This window comes from Paractinoplanes durhamensis (genome assembly GCF_016862175.1).
GTDB classification, from domain to species: Bacteria; Actinomycetota; Actinomycetes; order Mycobacteriales; family Micromonosporaceae; genus Actinoplanes; species Actinoplanes durhamensis.
In genome coordinates, this window is the sequence record NZ_BOML01000089.1 from 1 (window position 1) to 17609 (window position 17609).

The 17609-nt window shown below is 68.3% G+C and carries 18 protein-coding genes and 2 pseudogenes; 4 read left to right on the forward strand and 16 right to left on the reverse strand.

Annotated elements, in window-relative coordinates; genetic code table 11:
- The 4 genes and pseudogenes from Adu01nite_RS45265 to Adu01nite_RS45280 form a co-directional block, all read right to left on the reverse strand.
- A pseudogene (locus tag Adu01nite_RS45265) lies at positions 1-2799 on the reverse strand (hypothetical protein); the annotation flags it as partial.
- 313 nt (positions 2800-3112) lie between these two features.
- The gene (locus Adu01nite_RS45270) at positions 3113-4123 is read right to left on the reverse strand and encodes an IS3 family transposase (RefSeq protein ID WP_379138524.1); all 1011 of its coding nucleotides are present in this window, start codon (positions 4121-4123) and stop codon (positions 3113-3115) included.
- Entirely contained in the window at positions 4117-4557 is a 441-nt protein-coding gene (locus Adu01nite_RS45275; protein ID WP_203735594.1) for a hypothetical protein, read from the reverse strand. Before Adu01nite_RS45275 ends, Adu01nite_RS45270 begins: the two co-directional genes overlap by 7 nt.
- A 27-nt stretch (positions 4558-4584) precedes the next feature.
- Positions 4585-4974, reverse strand: a complete 390-nt coding sequence (locus Adu01nite_RS45280; protein WP_203735595.1) for a Het-E N-terminal domain-containing protein — start codon at positions 4972-4974, stop codon at positions 4585-4587.
- Between the two features lie 152 nt (positions 4975-5126).
- On the opposite strand from Adu01nite_RS45280, the gene Adu01nite_RS45285 reads away from it, so the two are divergent.
- Entirely contained in the window at positions 5127-5564 is a 438-nt protein-coding gene (locus tag Adu01nite_RS45285) for an HNH/ENDO VII family nuclease (protein ID WP_203735596.1), read from the forward strand.
- The gene (locus tag Adu01nite_RS45290) at positions 5561-6046 is read left to right on the forward strand and encodes an SMI1/KNR4 family protein (protein ID WP_203735597.1); all 486 of its coding nucleotides are present in this window, start codon (positions 5561-5563) and stop codon (positions 6044-6046) included. Before Adu01nite_RS45285 ends, Adu01nite_RS45290 begins: the two co-directional genes overlap by 4 nt.
- 124 nt (positions 6047-6170) lie before the next feature.
- Here the strand turns inward: Adu01nite_RS45290 and Adu01nite_RS45295 are convergent.
- Positions 6171-6689 (reverse strand): annotated as a pseudogene (locus tag Adu01nite_RS45295) (transposase); the annotation flags it as partial.
- A gap of 318 nt (positions 6690-7007) precedes the next feature.
- Between Adu01nite_RS45295 and Adu01nite_RS45300 the strand changes: the two are divergent.
- Both Adu01nite_RS45300 and Adu01nite_RS45305 read left to right on the forward strand, forming a co-directional pair.
- Positions 7008-7439, forward strand: coding sequence for a hypothetical protein (locus Adu01nite_RS45300; protein ID WP_203735599.1), 432 nt, complete (start codon positions 7008-7010; stop codon positions 7437-7439).
- 17 nt (positions 7440-7456) lie between these two features.
- Entirely contained in the window at positions 7457-8356 is a 900-nt protein-coding gene (locus Adu01nite_RS45305) for a hypothetical protein (RefSeq protein WP_203735600.1), read from the forward strand.
- A gap of 356 nt (positions 8357-8712) precedes the next feature.
- Here Adu01nite_RS45305 and Adu01nite_RS49035 read toward each other — a convergent pair whose 3' ends face one another.
- The 11 genes from Adu01nite_RS49035 to Adu01nite_RS45360 form a co-directional block, all read right to left on the reverse strand.
- Positions 8713-8964 (reverse strand): ferredoxin, encoded by a 252-nt coding sequence (locus tag Adu01nite_RS49035; RefSeq protein ID WP_203735601.1) that lies wholly within the window; start codon positions 8962-8964, stop codon positions 8713-8715.
- Entirely contained in the window at positions 8961-10274 is a 1314-nt protein-coding gene (locus tag Adu01nite_RS45315) for an NADH-ubiquinone oxidoreductase-F iron-sulfur binding region domain-containing protein (protein WP_203735602.1), read from the reverse strand. The genes Adu01nite_RS49035 and Adu01nite_RS45315 overlap by 4 nt, the downstream gene beginning before the upstream one ends.
- Complete coding sequence (locus Adu01nite_RS45320) at positions 10271-10960, reverse strand: ferric reductase-like transmembrane domain-containing protein (RefSeq protein ID WP_203735603.1); 690 nt, start codon at positions 10958-10960, stop codon at positions 10271-10273. The genes Adu01nite_RS45315 and Adu01nite_RS45320 overlap by 4 nt, the downstream gene beginning before the upstream one ends.
- Positions 10950-11909, reverse strand: coding sequence for an FAD:protein FMN transferase (locus tag Adu01nite_RS45325; protein ID WP_203735604.1), 960 nt, complete (start codon positions 11907-11909; stop codon positions 10950-10952). Before Adu01nite_RS45325 ends, Adu01nite_RS45320 begins: the two co-directional genes overlap by 11 nt.
- Positions 11906-12277, reverse strand: coding sequence for a hypothetical protein (locus Adu01nite_RS45330; RefSeq protein ID WP_203735605.1), 372 nt, complete (start codon positions 12275-12277; stop codon positions 11906-11908). Before Adu01nite_RS45330 ends, Adu01nite_RS45325 begins: the two co-directional genes overlap by 4 nt.
- On the reverse strand, positions 12270-12680 hold the full coding sequence (locus Adu01nite_RS45335) for a hypothetical protein (protein ID WP_203735606.1): 411 nt from the start codon (positions 12678-12680) through the stop codon (positions 12270-12272). The genes Adu01nite_RS45330 and Adu01nite_RS45335 overlap by 8 nt, the downstream gene beginning before the upstream one ends.
- A 122-nt stretch (positions 12681-12802) precedes the next feature.
- Complete coding sequence (locus tag Adu01nite_RS45340; RefSeq protein WP_203735607.1) at positions 12803-13468, reverse strand: response regulator transcription factor; 666 nt, start codon at positions 13466-13468, stop codon at positions 12803-12805.
- Entirely contained in the window at positions 13465-14967 is a 1503-nt protein-coding gene (locus tag Adu01nite_RS45345; RefSeq protein ID WP_203735608.1) for a sensor histidine kinase, read from the reverse strand. Before Adu01nite_RS45345 ends, Adu01nite_RS45340 begins: the two co-directional genes overlap by 4 nt.
- A complete protein-coding gene (locus Adu01nite_RS45350) occupies positions 14964-15290 on the reverse strand; it encodes a hypothetical protein (protein ID WP_203735609.1) in 327 nt (108 codons plus the stop codon). Before Adu01nite_RS45350 ends, Adu01nite_RS45345 begins: the two co-directional genes overlap by 4 nt.
- Positions 15291-15621: 331 nt before the next feature.
- Positions 15622-16692, reverse strand: coding sequence for a sensor histidine kinase (locus Adu01nite_RS45355; RefSeq protein WP_203735610.1), 1071 nt, complete (start codon positions 16690-16692; stop codon positions 15622-15624).
- Complete coding sequence (locus Adu01nite_RS45360) at positions 16664-17332, reverse strand: response regulator transcription factor (protein WP_203735611.1); 669 nt, start codon at positions 17330-17332, stop codon at positions 16664-16666. Before Adu01nite_RS45360 ends, Adu01nite_RS45355 begins: the two co-directional genes overlap by 29 nt.
- Positions 17333-17609: the final 277 nt, after the last annotated feature.

Consider the following 17609-nt stretch of genomic DNA (forward strand, 5'->3'; position numbering starts at 1 on the left):
ATCGAGCGCCACGTCGCGTTCACCTGATTGGGTCACCGAGATGGCGAGGTCGATCTGCGCCTCTGCGCGGACATCCGGTCCTTTGATCAGTTGCGCGGCCGTGGCGGCCGCGTGGTGGGCGCCGGCCCGGGTGGACGCTCGGACGAACGCGGCCAGTTTGAAGTCGGACCGCAACCACTCGGGGATGGCCTGGTAAGCCTCCACGGCTCGGTTGGCCACGGCCTGGGCACGTTCGGTGTCGCCGGCCTCGACAAGCACGGACAGCAGAGGGACCAGCAGCGCGACTCGTCCGGCGGGATCACCGGCGGATCGAACGACTGCCTCGGCGCGCTCCGCGAGTTCGGTCGCGGTTTGAAGGTCACCGCGCTTGGCCAGGCGATAACCCCAAGCGGCGAGCGCGGAGGCGTGACTTGCGCGGTCCTGGATGGCGTTCACAAGGTCGGCGATCTGCTCGTCGGCGTTCGGGCCTGTGAGGGTTCCGACGATTCTGCCGAGGGCCGAGTCTCTGCCCGATGAGCCGGAGAAGGATCCCAGCAGTGCACGGGCATGCTCAAGGTCACCGGCTCCGGCGGCGACTTTGACTAGGTCGAGGAGAGCGGTGTCGCGATGCGACGGGGCCGCGACTGCATCTGTGACCGCTAATGCACGTTCTCTGTCGCCTGCCGTGTACCAAGCCGCCGCAGTGGGACCTACCAGTCTGATCTGTTGCTCGAGCGTGATCTGATGATCGTCCAACGCCGCATTGAGTGTCATCTCGGCGATCTGTGCGAGCTTCGCCAGGTCACTTTGGTCGAGGATCTCTGCGAGTCGTGGAGCGATACTCGTCAACTTGTCGATGCGGTTGAGTCGGTTTTCCAACGCCGATGCTTCTTTGGCAGCGAGCGCGGCGAACCGTTTGGCCCGATCGCCGTCTCCCGAGTCGTCGGCCTCCTCCGCGAGAAACGCGAGAGCGATGGGCCGGTCGTTACCTTTCGGGATGTTGTCGACCTCAGTCTCCGCCCGGCTGGCCAGCCGGGCGGCCAAGCCGGCGTTGCCAGCCCGGGCGGCCATCTTCATTAGCACAGCGAACACTTGCGCCCGCCAGTAAGGCATGGGAACTTGTTCGGCCAACGCCTCGGCCTGTGCGAGGTCCTCGCCGCGGATCGCTGCCGCGATAGCGACCTCACCGTATGCTCGGGCTTGCCAGAAGGGTTGCTGCGCTGTCTGCGTGAGGTTGATGGCCCGGTCGTAGTCGCCGCCTTCGGCGATCTTGCGCACTACCGCACAGATTGCCTTGTCCGGCTCTTCGGCGGCCACGTATAGGCGTGATGGGATCATGGCAACCAGCACCTCGGCCCGCAAATGATGCCCAGCGGCGGCCACCTCGGGTGCCAGCAGAATCAGCGCGACTGCGCGGCGGTTGCCGTCCTCGGGGATCGAACGGATCAGTGCCTCGGCCCGGTCGAGGTTGCCGACGGCGGCCCACAGCCTCGGAAGGCTCAGTGGCATCTTCGCGTTGCGTTCCTCGAGGTCCGCTCGGTGCAGCGCAAGCTGGCACATCGCCGGGAGGTCTGGTTCTGTGAAGGCGAGCAGTGCCTCCTGTGCCTGGACGGTCTCGTCGAGTGCAACTGCGTCGCCGCCTGTGTGGTCGAGCATGCGGTCGTGGCGGTCGGCATCGGTGGCGTACCGCACCATACGCGCGACGTCGCTGTGCGTTATCCGGAAGTATCCGCGCAGGAGGTAGTCCGGTGTCCCGGCCGGCCAGCCCAGTCGGCGGTAATGCTCGGCCCATTCGTGCAGGCGTTGTTGATAGTCGTGCAGGCGAGTCCCGAGCAACCTCGTCGCGGTTGGGTGCAGGTCCTCGTGAGCGAGTACGTAGGTGGCGTCGACGCGTCTGAAGGTCCGGCCGGTGAAGCTGGACAGGTGATCCGTGACGAGCCATTCCTCTTCGTTGATCAGTTCTGTCAGATCGCGTATCGATAAACCACTCCCGGCGGCTGCCACGAAGCCGAGGATGTCGCGCTCGACGCCGCCGGTGGTGACAATCCGCTTCAAATCCCGCTCGGCATCGGCGCGAACGATGTCAGCGTCCGCCGACTGCTGGAGATCCCAGATTCGGCAACTGGCACGTAAGGGATGATCATCAGGGACGTCTTGCGGGAGTGGCGGATCGGGCCGGCTCGACACCACAATTTTCAATTGGGATGGCGGCCGACGAGGTAGGGTTCCCGCGATGCTGTAGGAATCGGGTGCCACGGTCACGCCGCGATCTTCGTCGAGCCCGTCCACGAGCAGAACGAGCCGTTCACCGGACTGCCGACATGCTGCCGCCGCCGCGGACAGCATCCCAGTCAGGTGTGCCTCCTGCGTCGAGTCGGTGAGACCAGGCGGGAGGCCTCGATACTCGAGTAGTTCGGCAAGCTGCATCAGGACGTTGTCGATGAACGCCTTTCGGTCGTTTTGTCGGTGGTGCCGTGCCGTGATGAAGAAGGACACGACCTTGATGCCGGGCGGCGGATGCAGGGCGAACCACGACAATAGTGCCGATTTGCCCGCCCACGCTGATGCGCGCCACCACCCGTAGGCGTGCTCCGCATCATTGGCGCAGAATGCGGCCAAGTCGGCCAATTCGGCGTCGCGGCCGATCAACGTCGAGGGAGCGATTTGTCGTACTTGTTCTAGGTACGAGGAACGAACGACCGGCGGTGTATAACCGAAGCGGTTGAGCTGCACGTTGTTTGAACCAACCTGCAGGCCCTGCGCGCCACTGGCATTAAGCCAAGTCGTCCCGCTGTCTGTCGCTTCGAGTGCATCATCCATCTTCTGAATGAAGGTAGCCGATAGGCTGGCCTGATCTCCACGTCCGCGTCGCTATGGCGCGCGGCCGGCCGTGGCTCGTTCTGCTCGGTATCTGTGCTGGCCCGAGCGAGGCGGCCGACTGCGGCACGATACCGATCCGGCGGGCGGATGACATCGAGGTTCCTCGGCGAAGTAGTTGTACTGGCTGCCGTAACTGCCAGCGAACACACCCCACGCCCTGCCGGCAACGACGCCGGTCCGAGTCGAAGTCAGGAGAAGGTGTTGTGCTGGGTGTTGTGGTCACCGACCTGGACGCCCTTCGGTATTTGTCAAGTCAAATTGAGACGGTTTGTGCCTGAGTTGTTGGCTGGTTGATCCAGGCCTGCTCCGGGAGTTGGGGTGCGTGGGGCCGGCGGGTGAACCGGGCGGGGTGTTGCGTGTAGGCGGCGTCCAAAGTGGTCTGGCGGTGTTTGCGGATCTGGTCGGCGGTGCCGTAGTGCACCGACGCCGGGGTGTGCCAGCCGATCCCGGAGTGGCGGTGTTCGTGGTTGTAGGCGGTGAAGAATGTGTCGCAGAAGGCGCGGGCGTCGGCGATAGATCCGAACCGGTCTGGGAAGTCGGGCATGTATTTCATTGTTTTGAATTGGGCTTCGGAGTACGGGTTGTCGTTCGACGTTCTCGGCCGGGAATGCGACCGTAGGACACCGAGGTCGACCAGCATCTCTGACACCGGTTTCGAGGTCATGGCGCCGCCGCGGTCAGCGTGGATGGTATGCGGCTCGATTCCGTTGCCGGTAACCGCCGTGGCCAGGAAATCGCGGGCGACGATCGCGTCCTCGGCTGCGGCGACCAGCCAGCCGGTCACGTAACGCGAGTAAATATCGATAATGACATAGCATTTGAACCAGACGCCTTTCACCGGGCCTTTCAACGCGGTGATGTCCCACGACCACACCTGCGACGGGCCGGTCGCTACCAGCTCCGGACGGACCCGCGGCGGGTGCGTGGCCTGCCGGCGACGTTCCCGGCTCTGCCCCGCCGCCCGCGCTATCCGATACATCGTGGACATCGAGCACCAGTACCGGCCCGCATCGAGCTCCCGCGCCCAGACCTGCGGGATCGCCAGATCGGCGTAGGCGGGCGCGTTGAGCACGGCCAGGACCTGCACACGTTCCGCAGAACTCAAGGTCTGCGGTGGCGGGGTCCGCGGCAGCCACGGCCCGTGCCGCGGCCCGACCGGTTTCACCCGCCGGTAGTAGGTCGCCCGCGACGTTCCGGTCAGCGTGCACGCCCGCTGCACCGATATTTCGGCCACGCGTAAGTCCTCGAACGCTGTGCTCAGGATTTCTTCGGCGGATTCTGATCGTCCGCGCTCCCGGACAGTTCCTCCAAGAGCGCGTGTGCTTTTCCCATGATGTCCAAGGCCATGCGGGTCTTCTTCAAATCCGCCTGTAACTTCTCGTTCTGCCGACGCAGCCGCTCCAACTCCAGCTGCTCACTGCTCTTCTTCCTGGCCCGCCCGGGCCCGGATGCTCCGGAACCTGTCTCCCACCCGTCAGGCTTCCCGAGCAGGCCGGCATCACGCGCCCGCGCCCATTCGATGATGTGGGACGAATACAGGCCCTCCCGCCGCAGCATTGAGCCTTTCTCCCCATTCGGGGTGCTCTCGTACTCGGCAACCATCGCGAGTTTGTACGCCGGGCTGAACGCACGACGCGACGGCTTCGGCGCCGGATCAGACCCGCCCGCCGACGACTGCTTGCCAGATGAAGTGGACACGCTCACCAGGATCTCCGATCCCCGCCCTCAAGCCAGCACCCCACTCACACGAGGTGTCTCAAACGATCTTGGCGGAGAGGGCTTCGCCTCCCGCACGTCGACGTGGTAGCTAACAGCCGACGACCTCGCCAGGTCGGACAGCTCCAACAGCCGGTAGGCGGCTGCAATGATGTGCTCGTCGCGGTCGGCGCCGATCGCGGTCAGAGCGTCACCGATCTGAGTCAGCCAAACGCCGGGCTCTGCCCCCTCCTGATCGGCCTCCAACGCCTGCAACACCGCGCGGTCACCGCCGAGGCGACGTTTGAGTAGATCCTTCAACCCGGTGTAGGCGTCTTTCACAGCCGCCGAAGCCGTATCCGTCATGCCGGCACCTGCGCCAGCAGCCAGTGCCGTCGTGATCACGTCCACCGTCGACATGGTCCGCTCCCGCTCATCGATGAAGTCTCATTTTGGCTGACCCACACCAGCCGATCACGGGCGAGAATTTCTCATGTTCGGCGTCACTCCCGAGATGATCTCAGGGCGGAGGGCCATCGGCCGACCACAACGATGGCGACCGCCAGAGCCAGGTGTGGTGGGAAGAGGACGGATGCACCGTCCTCGGCCTCAAGCGCTACGGCAACCAACTGCCTTCAGCAACCGCCTGGGACTGCGGGGATAGCTTCTGGTCGCGAACCGAATACAATGGCCAGCGAATTTATCAGCGAGACGATCTGGTGAATCCCTCCTACTTTTCTCCAGTCGACAAATATGGGCGGAGCAACCTCAAAAGAATGCAGCAAGGGTTGGCGCCGATTGGTCCGGATGGTAAGCCGCTGAATCTACATCACATGCTTCAGACGCAGGACGGGCCTATCGCCGAGGTGACGCATTCGATGCACTTTGGGAGCTATAATCAGCTGCATTGGAAGGCGGGTACCAAGATCCCCAGCGGCATAGATCGAGATGCCTTCAATGCATGGAAATCCCAATACTGGAAAGACAGAGCGGCAGGATTTGGCGGATGACAACTGCGATCGAGGCCAGTGAAGGTCTGATAGAACTGGTTCGCGGCAACGACGACATCGCGAGCCATGCAGATGGCTGCGACATAGAGACAGTAGCCGCCGCTGAGCGGGAATTGGGCGTCGCATTTCCTCCATCGTACCGGCGGATGATCGAAGAGTTCGGAACCTGGGATATTGCTGGCGAAGAGTTCCTCGGCGTGTATCAGACGCCTGCCTTTGGGCAGAAATTGCTGGGTTCCGTAACTGAGACCATGGATGCTCGCGGTCAGTATGGAATGCCATTTGAATTGATTGTAGTTATGTTCGACGGAATGGGTGGATTGGTAGTCCTGGACGCCTCAAAAGCTGATCAGGAGGGCGAGTATCCGGTCCTTGTGTGGAATCCTGGTATCGCGGACCGTCAAAGCATGGAGAGGCTCGGTGATAATTTTGGATCCTTCGCTCTGCTTCTGTGCCAACGAGCCTTGACTCGTTGGCGATAAGCTAGTTGAGGTCGAAATTGAGCTTTAACTATGCACCGAATTCTCAGTGGCTGAACGCCCGTCGGTGACCTCAGCATCGATCCACCGACGCGGTTGAGGCCGAACGTTGGTGAATGGTGGCGGTGTCCAGGACCCGTTGGCGGGCAACGGCTGCCGCGTCGGCGTGGCCGTAGTGGACCGAGGCCGGGGTGTGCAGGCCGATGCCGGTGTGGTGATGTTCGTGGTTGTACCAGGTGAAGAACGTGTCGCAGAACGCGCGGGCGTCTTGGATCGAGCCGAACCGGCCCGGGAACGACGGGTGGTACTTCACCGTTTTGAACGCCGCTTCGGAGTACGGGTTGTCGTTGGAGACGTGCGGGCGCGAATGCGAACGCAGCACATGCAGGTCAGCGATCAGGTCAGCGACTTTCTTCGAGGTCATCGACGTGCCCTGGTCGGCGTGCACGACCTGCGGGACGCCGTGGACCGCGAACACGCCGGTGATGAAGTCCTCGGCCAGTGCCGCGGACTCGGTCGTAGCGACCTTGTATCCGACGATGTACCGGCTGAAGATGTCGATCATCACGTAGGCGTCGTAGTAGACACCCCGAGTAGGGCCGGGCAGTTTCGTGATGTCCGTGCGCCACGAGCGCAGAGAGCGAGGTAGTCGATGTTGACGTAGGAGACCTCGGTCGATGCGTGCTGCGCAGATGATGAAGGATTTGGCCCTTCGGAGCCGCCCTGCGGGGGGAGGCTTCAAACCGCCTCGTGCTGCGTTGGTTGATGACCGTCGTGGTGAGCGTCGAGGAAAAGGCGTACTTGATGCGTCAGGTAGGGATCGAGAAGGTGAGCGCAAGCGAATCGCTGCTGACGTGTCGTTAACTAAAATAAATGGCCCAGAACTACAGAATATTTGACCCCAAAATGTCTCATTTGACTTGACAGATACCGGGGCAGCGACTCTTTGACCGGGGAGCTGGCAATGAAGATTGAGAATCTGCTGGCTGGTGTTCAGAGTCAGGCCTGGGCAGTGTTGCTGAGAGACTGGGACCGGTGGTTGCGCGCCGGGAATCATCCGGAGACCACTCGGTACAACTATGTGCTCGCTGCTTCGCAGCTGACTGAGTCTACGCGGCCAGCGCTGAACGTTTCGTACTGTCTCTCGATGCTGGGCGGCCTGGCGGTCTCCATGCCCATCCGCGCCAGCAGCGCGTCCAGGAAGCCCCGGGACGGGCACACGTTCACGCTCGACCTCGAACCGAGTGACAAGCTCACCGATCTGTCCGTACGGGCGACCGGCAAGCGCGCCCATCTCCTCTCAGAGTTGTTCGGCCAAGCCGGCGCTGGGCGCACACGGCCGATGAGCCTGGCCAGGATGGGCTGGCTCCGGCCGGCGCCCCGGCCGCGACGATAACCATTACAGTCGCATTCGTGAGCGCAGATCAGGGTCTTGTCCGGGTGTCCGATTCGTTCGGCGTACGCCGTACCCGAGCCGGATCGATCCTCGCGGATGACGGGACAAACTATCAGGTCAAGTGGGATGACACCGATGAGGAAGAGCTTGTCCCACGGGGCGCCGGCGTTCACGTCGCGACGAGGGGTTCGCTGCGTTTCCTGGCTCTGTCCGACTCCCGGCTGTTCCACGCCGTCTTCGCCCAAGAGCCCCTCGCGGTGGTTCTCCACCTGTTGGCCGAGTCGTCCGTCCCGCTGAAGGTGCGAGAGATCCGGGAGCGTCTGGCCGAGCTCGGTCTCCGGAACGAGACCTGGGCCCGGCACGGGCCCCGCGCGCTGGCGGTTCTGCCCAAGTGGCCAAATGTCGTCCGACGGCAGAAGGGCGACACTCTGGCCTACGCCTGGGTGGGGGACGACCTTCCCGAACTCCCGTCAGAGGCCGAGCCTGACCCGGAGCCGGCACCTACGCCCGCGCCTGTGTCGAAGCCCTCTCCTTCTCCCGCCAAGCCGATCGCGGCTGCGACACCGGCCGAACCGGCGGTGCCGTCCGCCGAGCGCCTTCGGCGCCAGATGAGCGCCGCGCGGAACCTCGGCGAGGTCGCTCGCCTGCTCACGCTCCCGAGAGAGTTCGTGGCTGAGTTGTCACCGGAGGTGGTCGCCTCCGCGCTCCGCCGGGTCGCCGCTGAGGATCGGCTGGTCGCGGGCTGGCTCGACGCCCTGACCGCCTCCGGGCCGATCGGTGCGCTGACCGAGGAACTGGCGACGGCCCGGGCGGCGAACGCCGCACTCCAGGGCCGGGTCGATGAGCTGGAGGAGTGGTGGACGGCCCTTGAGCAGAGCACCGATCCGGGCGCCGCAATCCGTCAGCCGGGTAGCTGAGGAGCTTCTGGTGCGCCGGCTCGGAAGTGCGCAGGTAGGGCGATCCGCACCGCCTTGTATCTTCCCTCGCTAGAACACGAGCCTTCTCCCTGAGGCAGATACCTCTGCGGAGATGCGCACCGGCTGAGGCCCGGAACGTTCTATCCGGTGTTAAGCACCGCAGGCGCGGCAAAGAAGGATTCCCAAACTCGCCCGCCTGCGGGGCGGCGAGATCCTGTCACGGTCCGGTAGCGCGTCGACGGAATTCGAGTAAAGGAGGTTCCTGAGAATCGTCAAAACGCGATCAAGCCCTGATACGGATCGACGGAAAGTACCTTTTCGAAAGGAGATCTTGTCGCGGGGGAGCGCTGTGGGCTTCAGTGTGTTTTGTCCACGTGCAATGCCCGCCGGGGGCATCCGGCCGCGGCGGCCCGCGCGGCTCGCAGTTCGGCGCGTTCAGTGAGGTTGGCCCGCACGATGGGGAAGCCCCAGCTGTCGAGCTCGATCAAGTCCGGGGCCAGGTGGGCGCACATCGCGACGCCGTCGCAGGCTGTCGGGTCCACTCGCAGCACAGCGCTGCCCGGGAGCCCGGAGGTGGCAGCGCCGGTGGGGCGTTGAGGCCGGTTCATCGGATCTCCGGCACTGGCAGGACCGCCTGGCTGCCCGGGTGCAGGCACCGGTCGCGGCGGAGATGTTCGTGGACGTCTGCGGCGAAGACGTGGAGCGCCGTCGACGCGATCCGGGTGGCGCCGTCCGGCAGGCCGCAGGCTCCCCGGCCGTCGATTTCGCCGGTCAGCCTCCGGATGCGGTCCCCGTCGTGCCGGCGTGACCGGCCGGTGGCGAGCCGGGTCATCGTGTCAGCCAGTTCGCGGGTGCCGAAGACGCACGGCCCGCATTGCCCGGCGCTCGAGCGGGCCAGGTAGTCGAGGGCGGACGCGGTTTCGGCTACCCCGCAGGCGTCCCGTGGCAGGGGCACGATGATCCCGGCGCCCAGGGACGGGGTGTCGGCCGGGACCGGCCCGTGGCCGTCGAGGTGTCCGATCGGACAGCCTCCGATCGCCGTCCAGGTGGCCCAGCCGCCGCCGTAGCCGCCGAGCAGGACGGCCTGCGGCGGCTGAGCGGACGGTCCGCCGAGGACGCCGCTGACCTGGAGGATCCGGGCGACGGTGGCGTTCGGCGGGGGTTCGAGTACGGTGAGCAGGCCGCCGGCGGCGACGGTCACCATCGGTCCGGGCTGCGGCGCGACGGGCCCGGTCCGGGCGAGCAGGGCGACCCGCGCCAGGGTTTCCACGTTCTGTACGAGGGTGGGCCGCCCGTACAGTCCGGCGCGGGCGGCCGGGACCCGCTGGAACGCCGGGAGCACCGGGCCGCCGGCCAGGCCGCTGATGACGGCGCTGGATTCCCCGGTCAGGTAGTGGTCCGGTCCGGCCAGCACGTGGACGGGCGGCTCGATCAGGCCGGCGGCACGCCGTTCGGCCAGAGCGCGGCCGATCGCGTGTCGGGTGGCGTGTGCGGTCTCGTGCAGCCACACGACGGCGCCGGTGGCGTCCATTGTCTCGGCGGCCGTCGCCAGGCCATCCAGAACCAGGTGCGGCCGGTGCTGGAGCAGGGCGGCGTCCTTGGCGCTTGCCGGTTCACCCTCGGCGCCGTTGGCCACGACGTATCCGCGGCCGCCGGCGGCAAGTGCGGTGCGCCATTTGGCCGCGGCCGGGAAGCGCGCTCCGCCGCGTCCGGTCAGTTGGATCGCGTCCATCGCGGTGATCAGGCTGCGGCCGGATCGGCGGGGCCGGGCGCCGTAGCGGGCCAGGTGCTCGGCCAGGCCGTCCGGTTGTGGGCCGCTGAGCAGCCGGCGGTCGGCGGCGCGGTAGCGGATGGCGCCGTCGAGCAGGGGGATCGGGCGTGGCGGGGCCTCGTCGGCCAGGCGGGTGGCGGCGCTCACGGGCGGCCTCCGGCGGTGGGTCGGCGTGCCGGGAGTTGGCGCATGCGGTCGGCCCGGCTGGTCGCCGCGTATCGGGTGGTCGCCAGTATGAGCAGGGCAGCCGCGGTGAGCAGGTACAGGGCGCGGAGGGCGGTGGTGTCGCTGCCGGCGAGGACACCGTGCAGCCAGACGAGAATGAAACAGCCGACGGCGGCGCGGTGCAGCGGCCACCAGAACCGCCGGGTGATCCGGCCCGCGAGGGCGGCGGTCAGCCCGGCGATCAGCCCGCACCAGCCGCCGACCACCCCCAGGGTCACCGACGCGGGCCGGTACTGCGAGGCCATCGGAAGCACGGCACCCCACCAGCCGACCTTGGCGTACGGGTCGGTGGCCAGCACCACCACGTGCAGCACAAGGAAAGCCAGGGTGAAAGCGGCCAGCCCGGCGTGCAGGCGTAGCCGCGCGGCCGGTCCCGGGCGGCGCCAGCGCACACTCCACGGGTGCGCCAGCAGCGTTCCCGTCCCGACCAGCGCCACGAGCAGCAGGTAGGCCCCGAGGCCCGAGGCCCGCCCGAGGATCCACGGGGCGTTGCGGTCGCCGGCGACGGCGGTGACCGCGCGGGCCACCAGCCACGCGGCCAGTCCCGCGCTGCCGGTGATCAGGGCGACGTCGACCGCCAGGGGGCGGCCCGGCGACTCAGCCCGCATCCGTTGCCTCCCAGATCACGTACGGCTGCATCTGTTGGCTTGCCGTGATCCGGTGCTGGTCGTCGACCCAGAGTGCGGGCAGACGGCGTTGCCGGGCGAGCGCGGCGATCCGCCCACGTCCGGCGATGAGCAGCGATTTGCTCCACACCTCGGCCCGGACCGGGTCGGGGTCCAGGACGGTCACCGACAGCAGCCCGCCCTCGGCGCTGCGTCCGGTACGCGGGTCGATCAGGTGATGCACCGGGCGCCCGTCCACCAGCCACGAGCGGACGCGCAGCGACGAGGTGGCGCATCCCGTATCGCGCAGCCGCACGACCGCGACCGGCTGGTCGCCGCCGGCCGGGTCCTCGACGCCGATCCGCCAGCCGTCACCGTCCGGTCCGACGCCGCTGACGTGGCAGTCACCACCGGCCTCGATCAGGTGGGAGCCACCGGCGTCGGCCAGTAACTCGGCTGCCAGGCGGACGGCGAGTCCCTTGCCGATCCCGCCGAGGTCGATGCGGGCCGCGCCAAGACGTATCGATCGGTGCGCCGGGTCGAAGCCGGGACGCCACGACGTGACCGGTACGGTGACCGGCCCACCCGACCCGGTCACCGCCACCCGGCCGGACCGGAAGGGCAGCGTCCGGTCGTAGCCCAGAGCCACCAGGGTGTCCAGGACCCGCGGGTCGAACAGGCCACCCGTCTCCTGGTGCGCCCGGGCGGCCTCCGCGACGGCCAGATAACACTCCTCGGGCACCTGATGCCAGGCGGTCCGGTCGGCGTTCGCCCGCATCAGCGGGCTGTCCGGGTCGAACCGGGTGCAGGCCGCCTCGACCCGTGCGAACACCTCCCTCGCAACGGCCAGGGCCGCGGTGCTGTCCGGGCCACCCTCCACGACCCGCATCGTGACCTTGGACGCCATGGCGGAGAACGTGGTGGTGTGGACCGGCTCCGCGGCGGCGGTCACGACGCACCGGTGGTGGCCTGGACCGGCGGGGGTGTAGTCCGGGCCGGCTTCCGGGCGGCCGGCTTGGAAGTTCGCGCGGGGCTGGGCCGCCGCGCCGTCGTCGCGGCGGACGGCTTCGGCAGCCCGTCCAGCTCCTCACGCAACGATGCGACCTGGTCGCGCAGCTGTGCCACCTCCCGTATCCGGCGCTGCTGCTCGGCGTCCGCGGTGCTGGGGCGGGTGGACGGCACCCCGGCCGTTGTGGTCGTCGTCTTGCCCGGCTCGTGCGCGGTTGCCCACGTGACGGCCCCGGCGAGCAGTGCGGCGGCGGTCGGCGCGAGCAGCGCCACCCCGGTGAGCTGCGTCCGCCGGGCCCCCGGGTCAGTCATCGCCGCCCTCGTCCTCGTCCTCGTGGCGGTCGTCCCCGTCCTGCTCGTCCCCGCCGGAGCCGCTGGCCCCGGTGGTCGCGTCGGTCGGCGGCGCGGTCGTCGTGGCTCTGGCGGCCGGGCTGGTCGTGGGATCTTCGGTGGCGTCGTTCCGAGCCCGCTGGCCGGCCAGGCGGGCGGCCTTCGCCCGGTCCGCGATCTCCGACCGGAGGTCCTTTGCCTCGGCGCGCAGTTGCCGCGCGGTGGCGTCCAGGTCCTCGCCGTCCGTGGTGGGCTCGTTGTCGGAAACGGCGGTGACGCCGCCGAGCGGCGGGGCGCTGCGCTGAGAGGCGAGTGCGAATCCCGCGCCGGTCAGCAGGGTCGCCGCGGCGGCGACCGCCGCGCCGGTCCGGTGCGTACGTCTCATCGCCGGCTCCTTCGGTCTCACGGGCGGGCCTGGTGCCCGCCGGGTGAGAACGATCCTGGCGCCCGCGGATGAGGCCGGCCGGTGCCCGGCGATGAGAGGGTTCTCATCAACGGGCTGTGCGGTCACCCCTCGGTCAGCCGATAGCCGACGCCCCGCACCGCTTCGATCCGTGCGGAACCCAGCTTGCGCCGTAGGTAGCGGACGTACACGTCGACGACGTTCGAGCCGGGGTCGAAGTCGTAGCCCCACACCCGGCTCAGCAGCTGTTCCCGGCTGAGCACCTGTCCGGGGTGTCGCAGCAGCGTCTCCAGCAGGTGGTACTCCCGCGTGGAGAGGTCCACCTCGTGCCCGTTCACGGCCGCCCGCCGGGTGGTCAGGTCCAGGGCGAGGTCGCCGTAACGCAGCACGGTGGCCTCGACCGCGGGGTGCTCGGCGCGCAGGCGCAGCCGGATCCGGGCGACCAGTTCGTCGAAGCGGAACGGCTTGGCGATGTAGTCGTCGGCACCGCCCTGCAGCCCGGCGACCGTGTCGTTGAGGCCGGACCGGGCGGTCAGGATGATCACCGGGATCCGGCCGCCGGCCTGCCGCAGCCGCCGCAGCACAGCGAACCCGTCCAGCAGCGGCAGGCCGATGTCGAGCAGCAGCAGGTCGTGGCCGCCGGACATGGCGGCCTCGTAAGCGGCCGGGCCATCGGTCACCACGGTCACCGTGAAACCGGCCGCCCGCAGGCCTTTGTCGATGAAGGACGAGATCCGCTGCTCATCCTCCGCCAGCAGGATGCGGTTCACCGGTGGGACCACTCGTCGGGATACGGGACGGACGGCTCGGCCGGGAGGTACCGGCCGCCGGGCCGCCGGGTGGGGCCGGGTGTACGGGACACCACCCGCAGCGGCAGCATGAGGCTGAACCGCGCGCCGGGGCCGCCCTGGTCGAGGGCGACGCGGCCGTCGTGCGCGGCGGCGATCCCGGCCACGATGGACAGTCCGAGCCCGGATCCCTCGGTGCCCCGCGCCGCGCGGGCCCGCTGGAAGCGTTCGAAGATCCGTTCGACGTCTTCCTCGGGCACCCCGGGGCCACTGTCACGGACCCAGAGCAGCACCCCGCCGGGGGCCTGCATCCCGCCGAACGCGATGACGTCCTGTGCTCCGGTGTGCTTCACCGCGTTGTGGGCCAGTTGCAGCAGTGCTTGGGTGAGCCGTTGGGCGTCGGCGAGCACCACGATCGGCGGCGTGGCGTCCAGCACCCACCGGCGGTCGGCGAGCGCCTGCGCCTTGTCGAGCGCCTCGCGCAGCAGCCGATCCAGGTCGACGGGGGCCATCCGGACGAAGTCCGGCCGCTGAGACTGCGCGAGCAGGACGAGATCGTCGACCAGCCGTGCCATCCGGTCCAACTCGTCGGTGACGATGTCGCGGGTGGCCGCCACCTCGGCCGGGTCGCCCACGTCGAGCACGTCGAGATGCCCACGCACGATCGTCAGCGGGGTGCGCAACTCGTGGCCGGCATCGTCGAGGAACTGCTGCTGGGTGTCGAACGCCCATTCCAGCCGGTCGAGCATCCGGTTCACCGTCACGGTCAGCTCGGTCACGTCGTCCCGGCTGGTGACCGGGATCCGTGCCGTGAGGTCGGTGTGCGAGATCCGGTCGGCCGCGGTGCGCAGCAGCCGCAGCGGGCGCAGCAGCCGCCCGGCCACCAGCCAACCGCCCACGCCGATCAGGACCAGCGCGCCGGCGGACAGCGCCGCGTACTGCCAGGCGCTCTGCGCCAGCTGGGCGTACGCCGGGCGCAGGCTCGTGGCGACCGCCAAGACACCACGTTGTGGCCGCCCGGCGACGCGCAGTTGGACGACCGCGTACCGGATCGTCCCGGCTGAGGTGGTGGTGGCCTGCCGGATCCGGGTGGGCTCGCCGGGCGGCAACGCCGCGACGGCTGCGATCAGCCCGGACTCCTTCTCCAGCGGGAACGGCCGCTCGCCCCGGGTGACGTAGGCGGGCACGCCGTCCACCATGCCGAGCAGCACCTGCTCGTCCATCGGCACCTGCTCGCGCAGCGCCGAGCGCAGCAGCGACCGGACATCGGTGGCACCCTCCCCGCTGAGCCGCTGGATGTGCGTGTGGAACTCGTCGACCTCGGTCCGCAGGTCGGCGTCGATGGCCGTGATCTGCTGCCGGTGCGCCACGAGCAGCGACGTCGCGCCGGTGACCAGCATCCCCAGGCCCGCCAGCACCAGCACGGTGGCCAGGATCCGGACACGTACACCGACGGTGGGCCGCCACCCGGCGCCGGTCAATCGTCGCCCTCATCGTGCTGGTCGTCGTCACTCTCAACCGGGCGAGCCCATTCCGGGTCGACGGTCTCCGGCGCGGCAGTGGCCCGGCTACGGGAGGCGGAGGGCGACGAGAAGCTGGGAATGGGTGCGGAATCCGACGGATCCGGCTGGCCGACGGTACGGGTGGGGCTGGAGGTCGGCTGCCCAGCGGTGCGGGGCGTCACGACCAGCGCCGGGCCGATGACCGGGCCGGGCGGCACGGCGGAGGCGGCCACGGCCCACCAGACGCCACCGACGGTGGCCAGGAGAGCCGCTCCGGCCCCGGCAAGCACTTTCCAGCCCATCTCGCGATCCTGAGTCCCGGCGACACGCGCCTCAGTGAGACACGGATGAGAACTTTCTCATCCGGCGCGGCGCGGAACCGCCACGCTGCCCACGGTAACCGCGTGGCCAGCCGGCACAAGGGCCGCACGCCAGGCCCGCAGTCAAGAGTGCGGTTGACCTCGATGAGCGCTGAACCGGAAGCCAGGCTCCTCGGATCGTGCGGCAAGGAAATGACTCACTTGTCATGGAAGGCGTCAGTAGGCAACAGGGACCTCCACCCGCCCTGGCGGCCAGGTCCGCCGCCAGGGCCGCGAGGCCGTGCTCTCGGCGGTGGTGGGCGGGCCTGACCGTTCAGGCTGCCGGATCGGCGACGGTCAGATCGGCCGGCGCCGCGGCGGTGTCCAGACCGGGACCGGCCGCCGGGACGGCGAGAGTGACAACGGTGCCGGCGCCAACAGTGCTGTGGATGTGCAGTTCGCCGCCGAGCGCTTTGAGCACCGAGCGGACGATGGCCATGCCGAGGCCGGTGCCGGTGTGCCCGATCGGCCGGCCGGACGACAGCGCCGCGACCTGCTCGGCGGTCATGCCGGTGCCGCTGTCGGCGATCTCGATCTGCCAGCCGGCCGGCTCCCTGGTGCCGGTCAGCGCGATCCGGTCACCTGGGCCGGTGAACTTCAAGGCGTTTTCGATCAGGCAGTCGATGGCTGCTTCCAAACGCTCGGCGTTGATGACGGCAAGGCCCACATCGGAGCTCGCGTACCACTGCCGGTCGGCGGACGGGCGCCAGCGGCGGGCTATGCGCTCGACTGCGCGGTCGACGTCGCCCGGGCGCAGCGGGTGCGGCTCCTCCACCTGCATCAGCGTCACGACACGCTGGGTGATGCGGGCCAGCTTGTCCAGCTCGTCGAGGACCACGTCGGTGTCCTCCCTCGTCACCGGGTCCGGATGCGCGTCCCGAACCAGTTCGGTGTAACCGCGGGCAACGGTGATGGGCGTACGCAGCTCGTGTGAGGCGAGCCGCAGCAGCAGTTGCTGGAGTTCCAGCCGCCGTTGTTCCATCTCGGCGAGCCGCTGCACCTCGGCGACCGCCAGGTTGCGACGGCGGACGTGCCACACCATGACGCCGAAGACCGCCATCATCAGTGGGACCTCGGAGGTTTCCTCCCAGCCGATCTGCCCGGAAGCGGCATGGTGGACCATGATGAACCCGGTCACGCCCGCCACCGCCACCAGGGCGAACACCATCTCCCCGGTGCTCCACCGGGTAAAGCCGTAGACCAGGGCCAGGGCGATCCAGATGAAATGGAACGGCACGGTCTCCTTGCCCGGCGCGATCCACATCAGCAGGGACCACAGCGCGGCGGCGGCCGCCCAGCCGCCGATCAGCAGCCGGTTAATGCTGGGCGACGCGATAGCCGACATTGCGTATCGTCTCTATCCGGTCGGGGCGATCGAGCTTGGCGCGCAGGCGTCGCACGCAGACGTCCACCACGTTGCTGCCGGGGTTGAAGGTGATGCCCCAGACATCGGAGAGCAGCTCGCCGCGGCTGCACACCTGGCCGCTGCGGCTGAGCAGATGCTGCAACAGCAGGAACTCGCGGAAGGACAGGTCGACCTGCCGGTCTCCGATCGCGGCGCGACGCGTCCGTAGGTCGAGCACGACCGCGCCCGCGCGCAGCCAGCGCATCGCCGAGCCGGGTGCCGGGGCGCGCAGCCGGGCGCGGACCCGGGCCCGCAGCTCGGCGATAGCGAACGGTTTGCCCAGGAAATCGGCGGCTCCGGCCTCGAGGACGCCGACCCGGGCGCCGATCTCCGGGACGGCCGAGAGCACGAGCACTCGCTGGTCCGGCTTGGCCTCGACGAGGCGTTCGAGGACCTGGGCGCCGGGTAGGCCGGGTAGCATCAGGTCGAGGATGACCAGATCGAATTTGCCGGTCAGGGCGTCCTGGAGGCCGGTGTCGCCGCGAGCCCGGCACTCGACGAGATAGCCGTCGTCCTGAAGGGACCGGCACACCAGCCTGGCTATCCGGTCGTCATCCTCGATGATGAGCACCCGATCCATGACGCCCCCGTTGACCCTTGGTGCCGGTGCGATTACTGATTTCATTAGAGTCTCCGAAGAGTCCAAGGGTCCACATCGGATGCGACGAGCGCGGCGCTTGGTGGATTTGGTCCCGAATGTCCGGCGGAACGGATGATCCCGGCCACGGCCGGTCGGCCCCCACGGAGGGGACCTCCGGCGGATGCGTCCCCGAGATGACGGCCGGATGACAGCTCTGTCATCAACGCGGACGCTGACCCTCCGGACCCCCACGATTCCCCACATCGGCCAGTTCGGC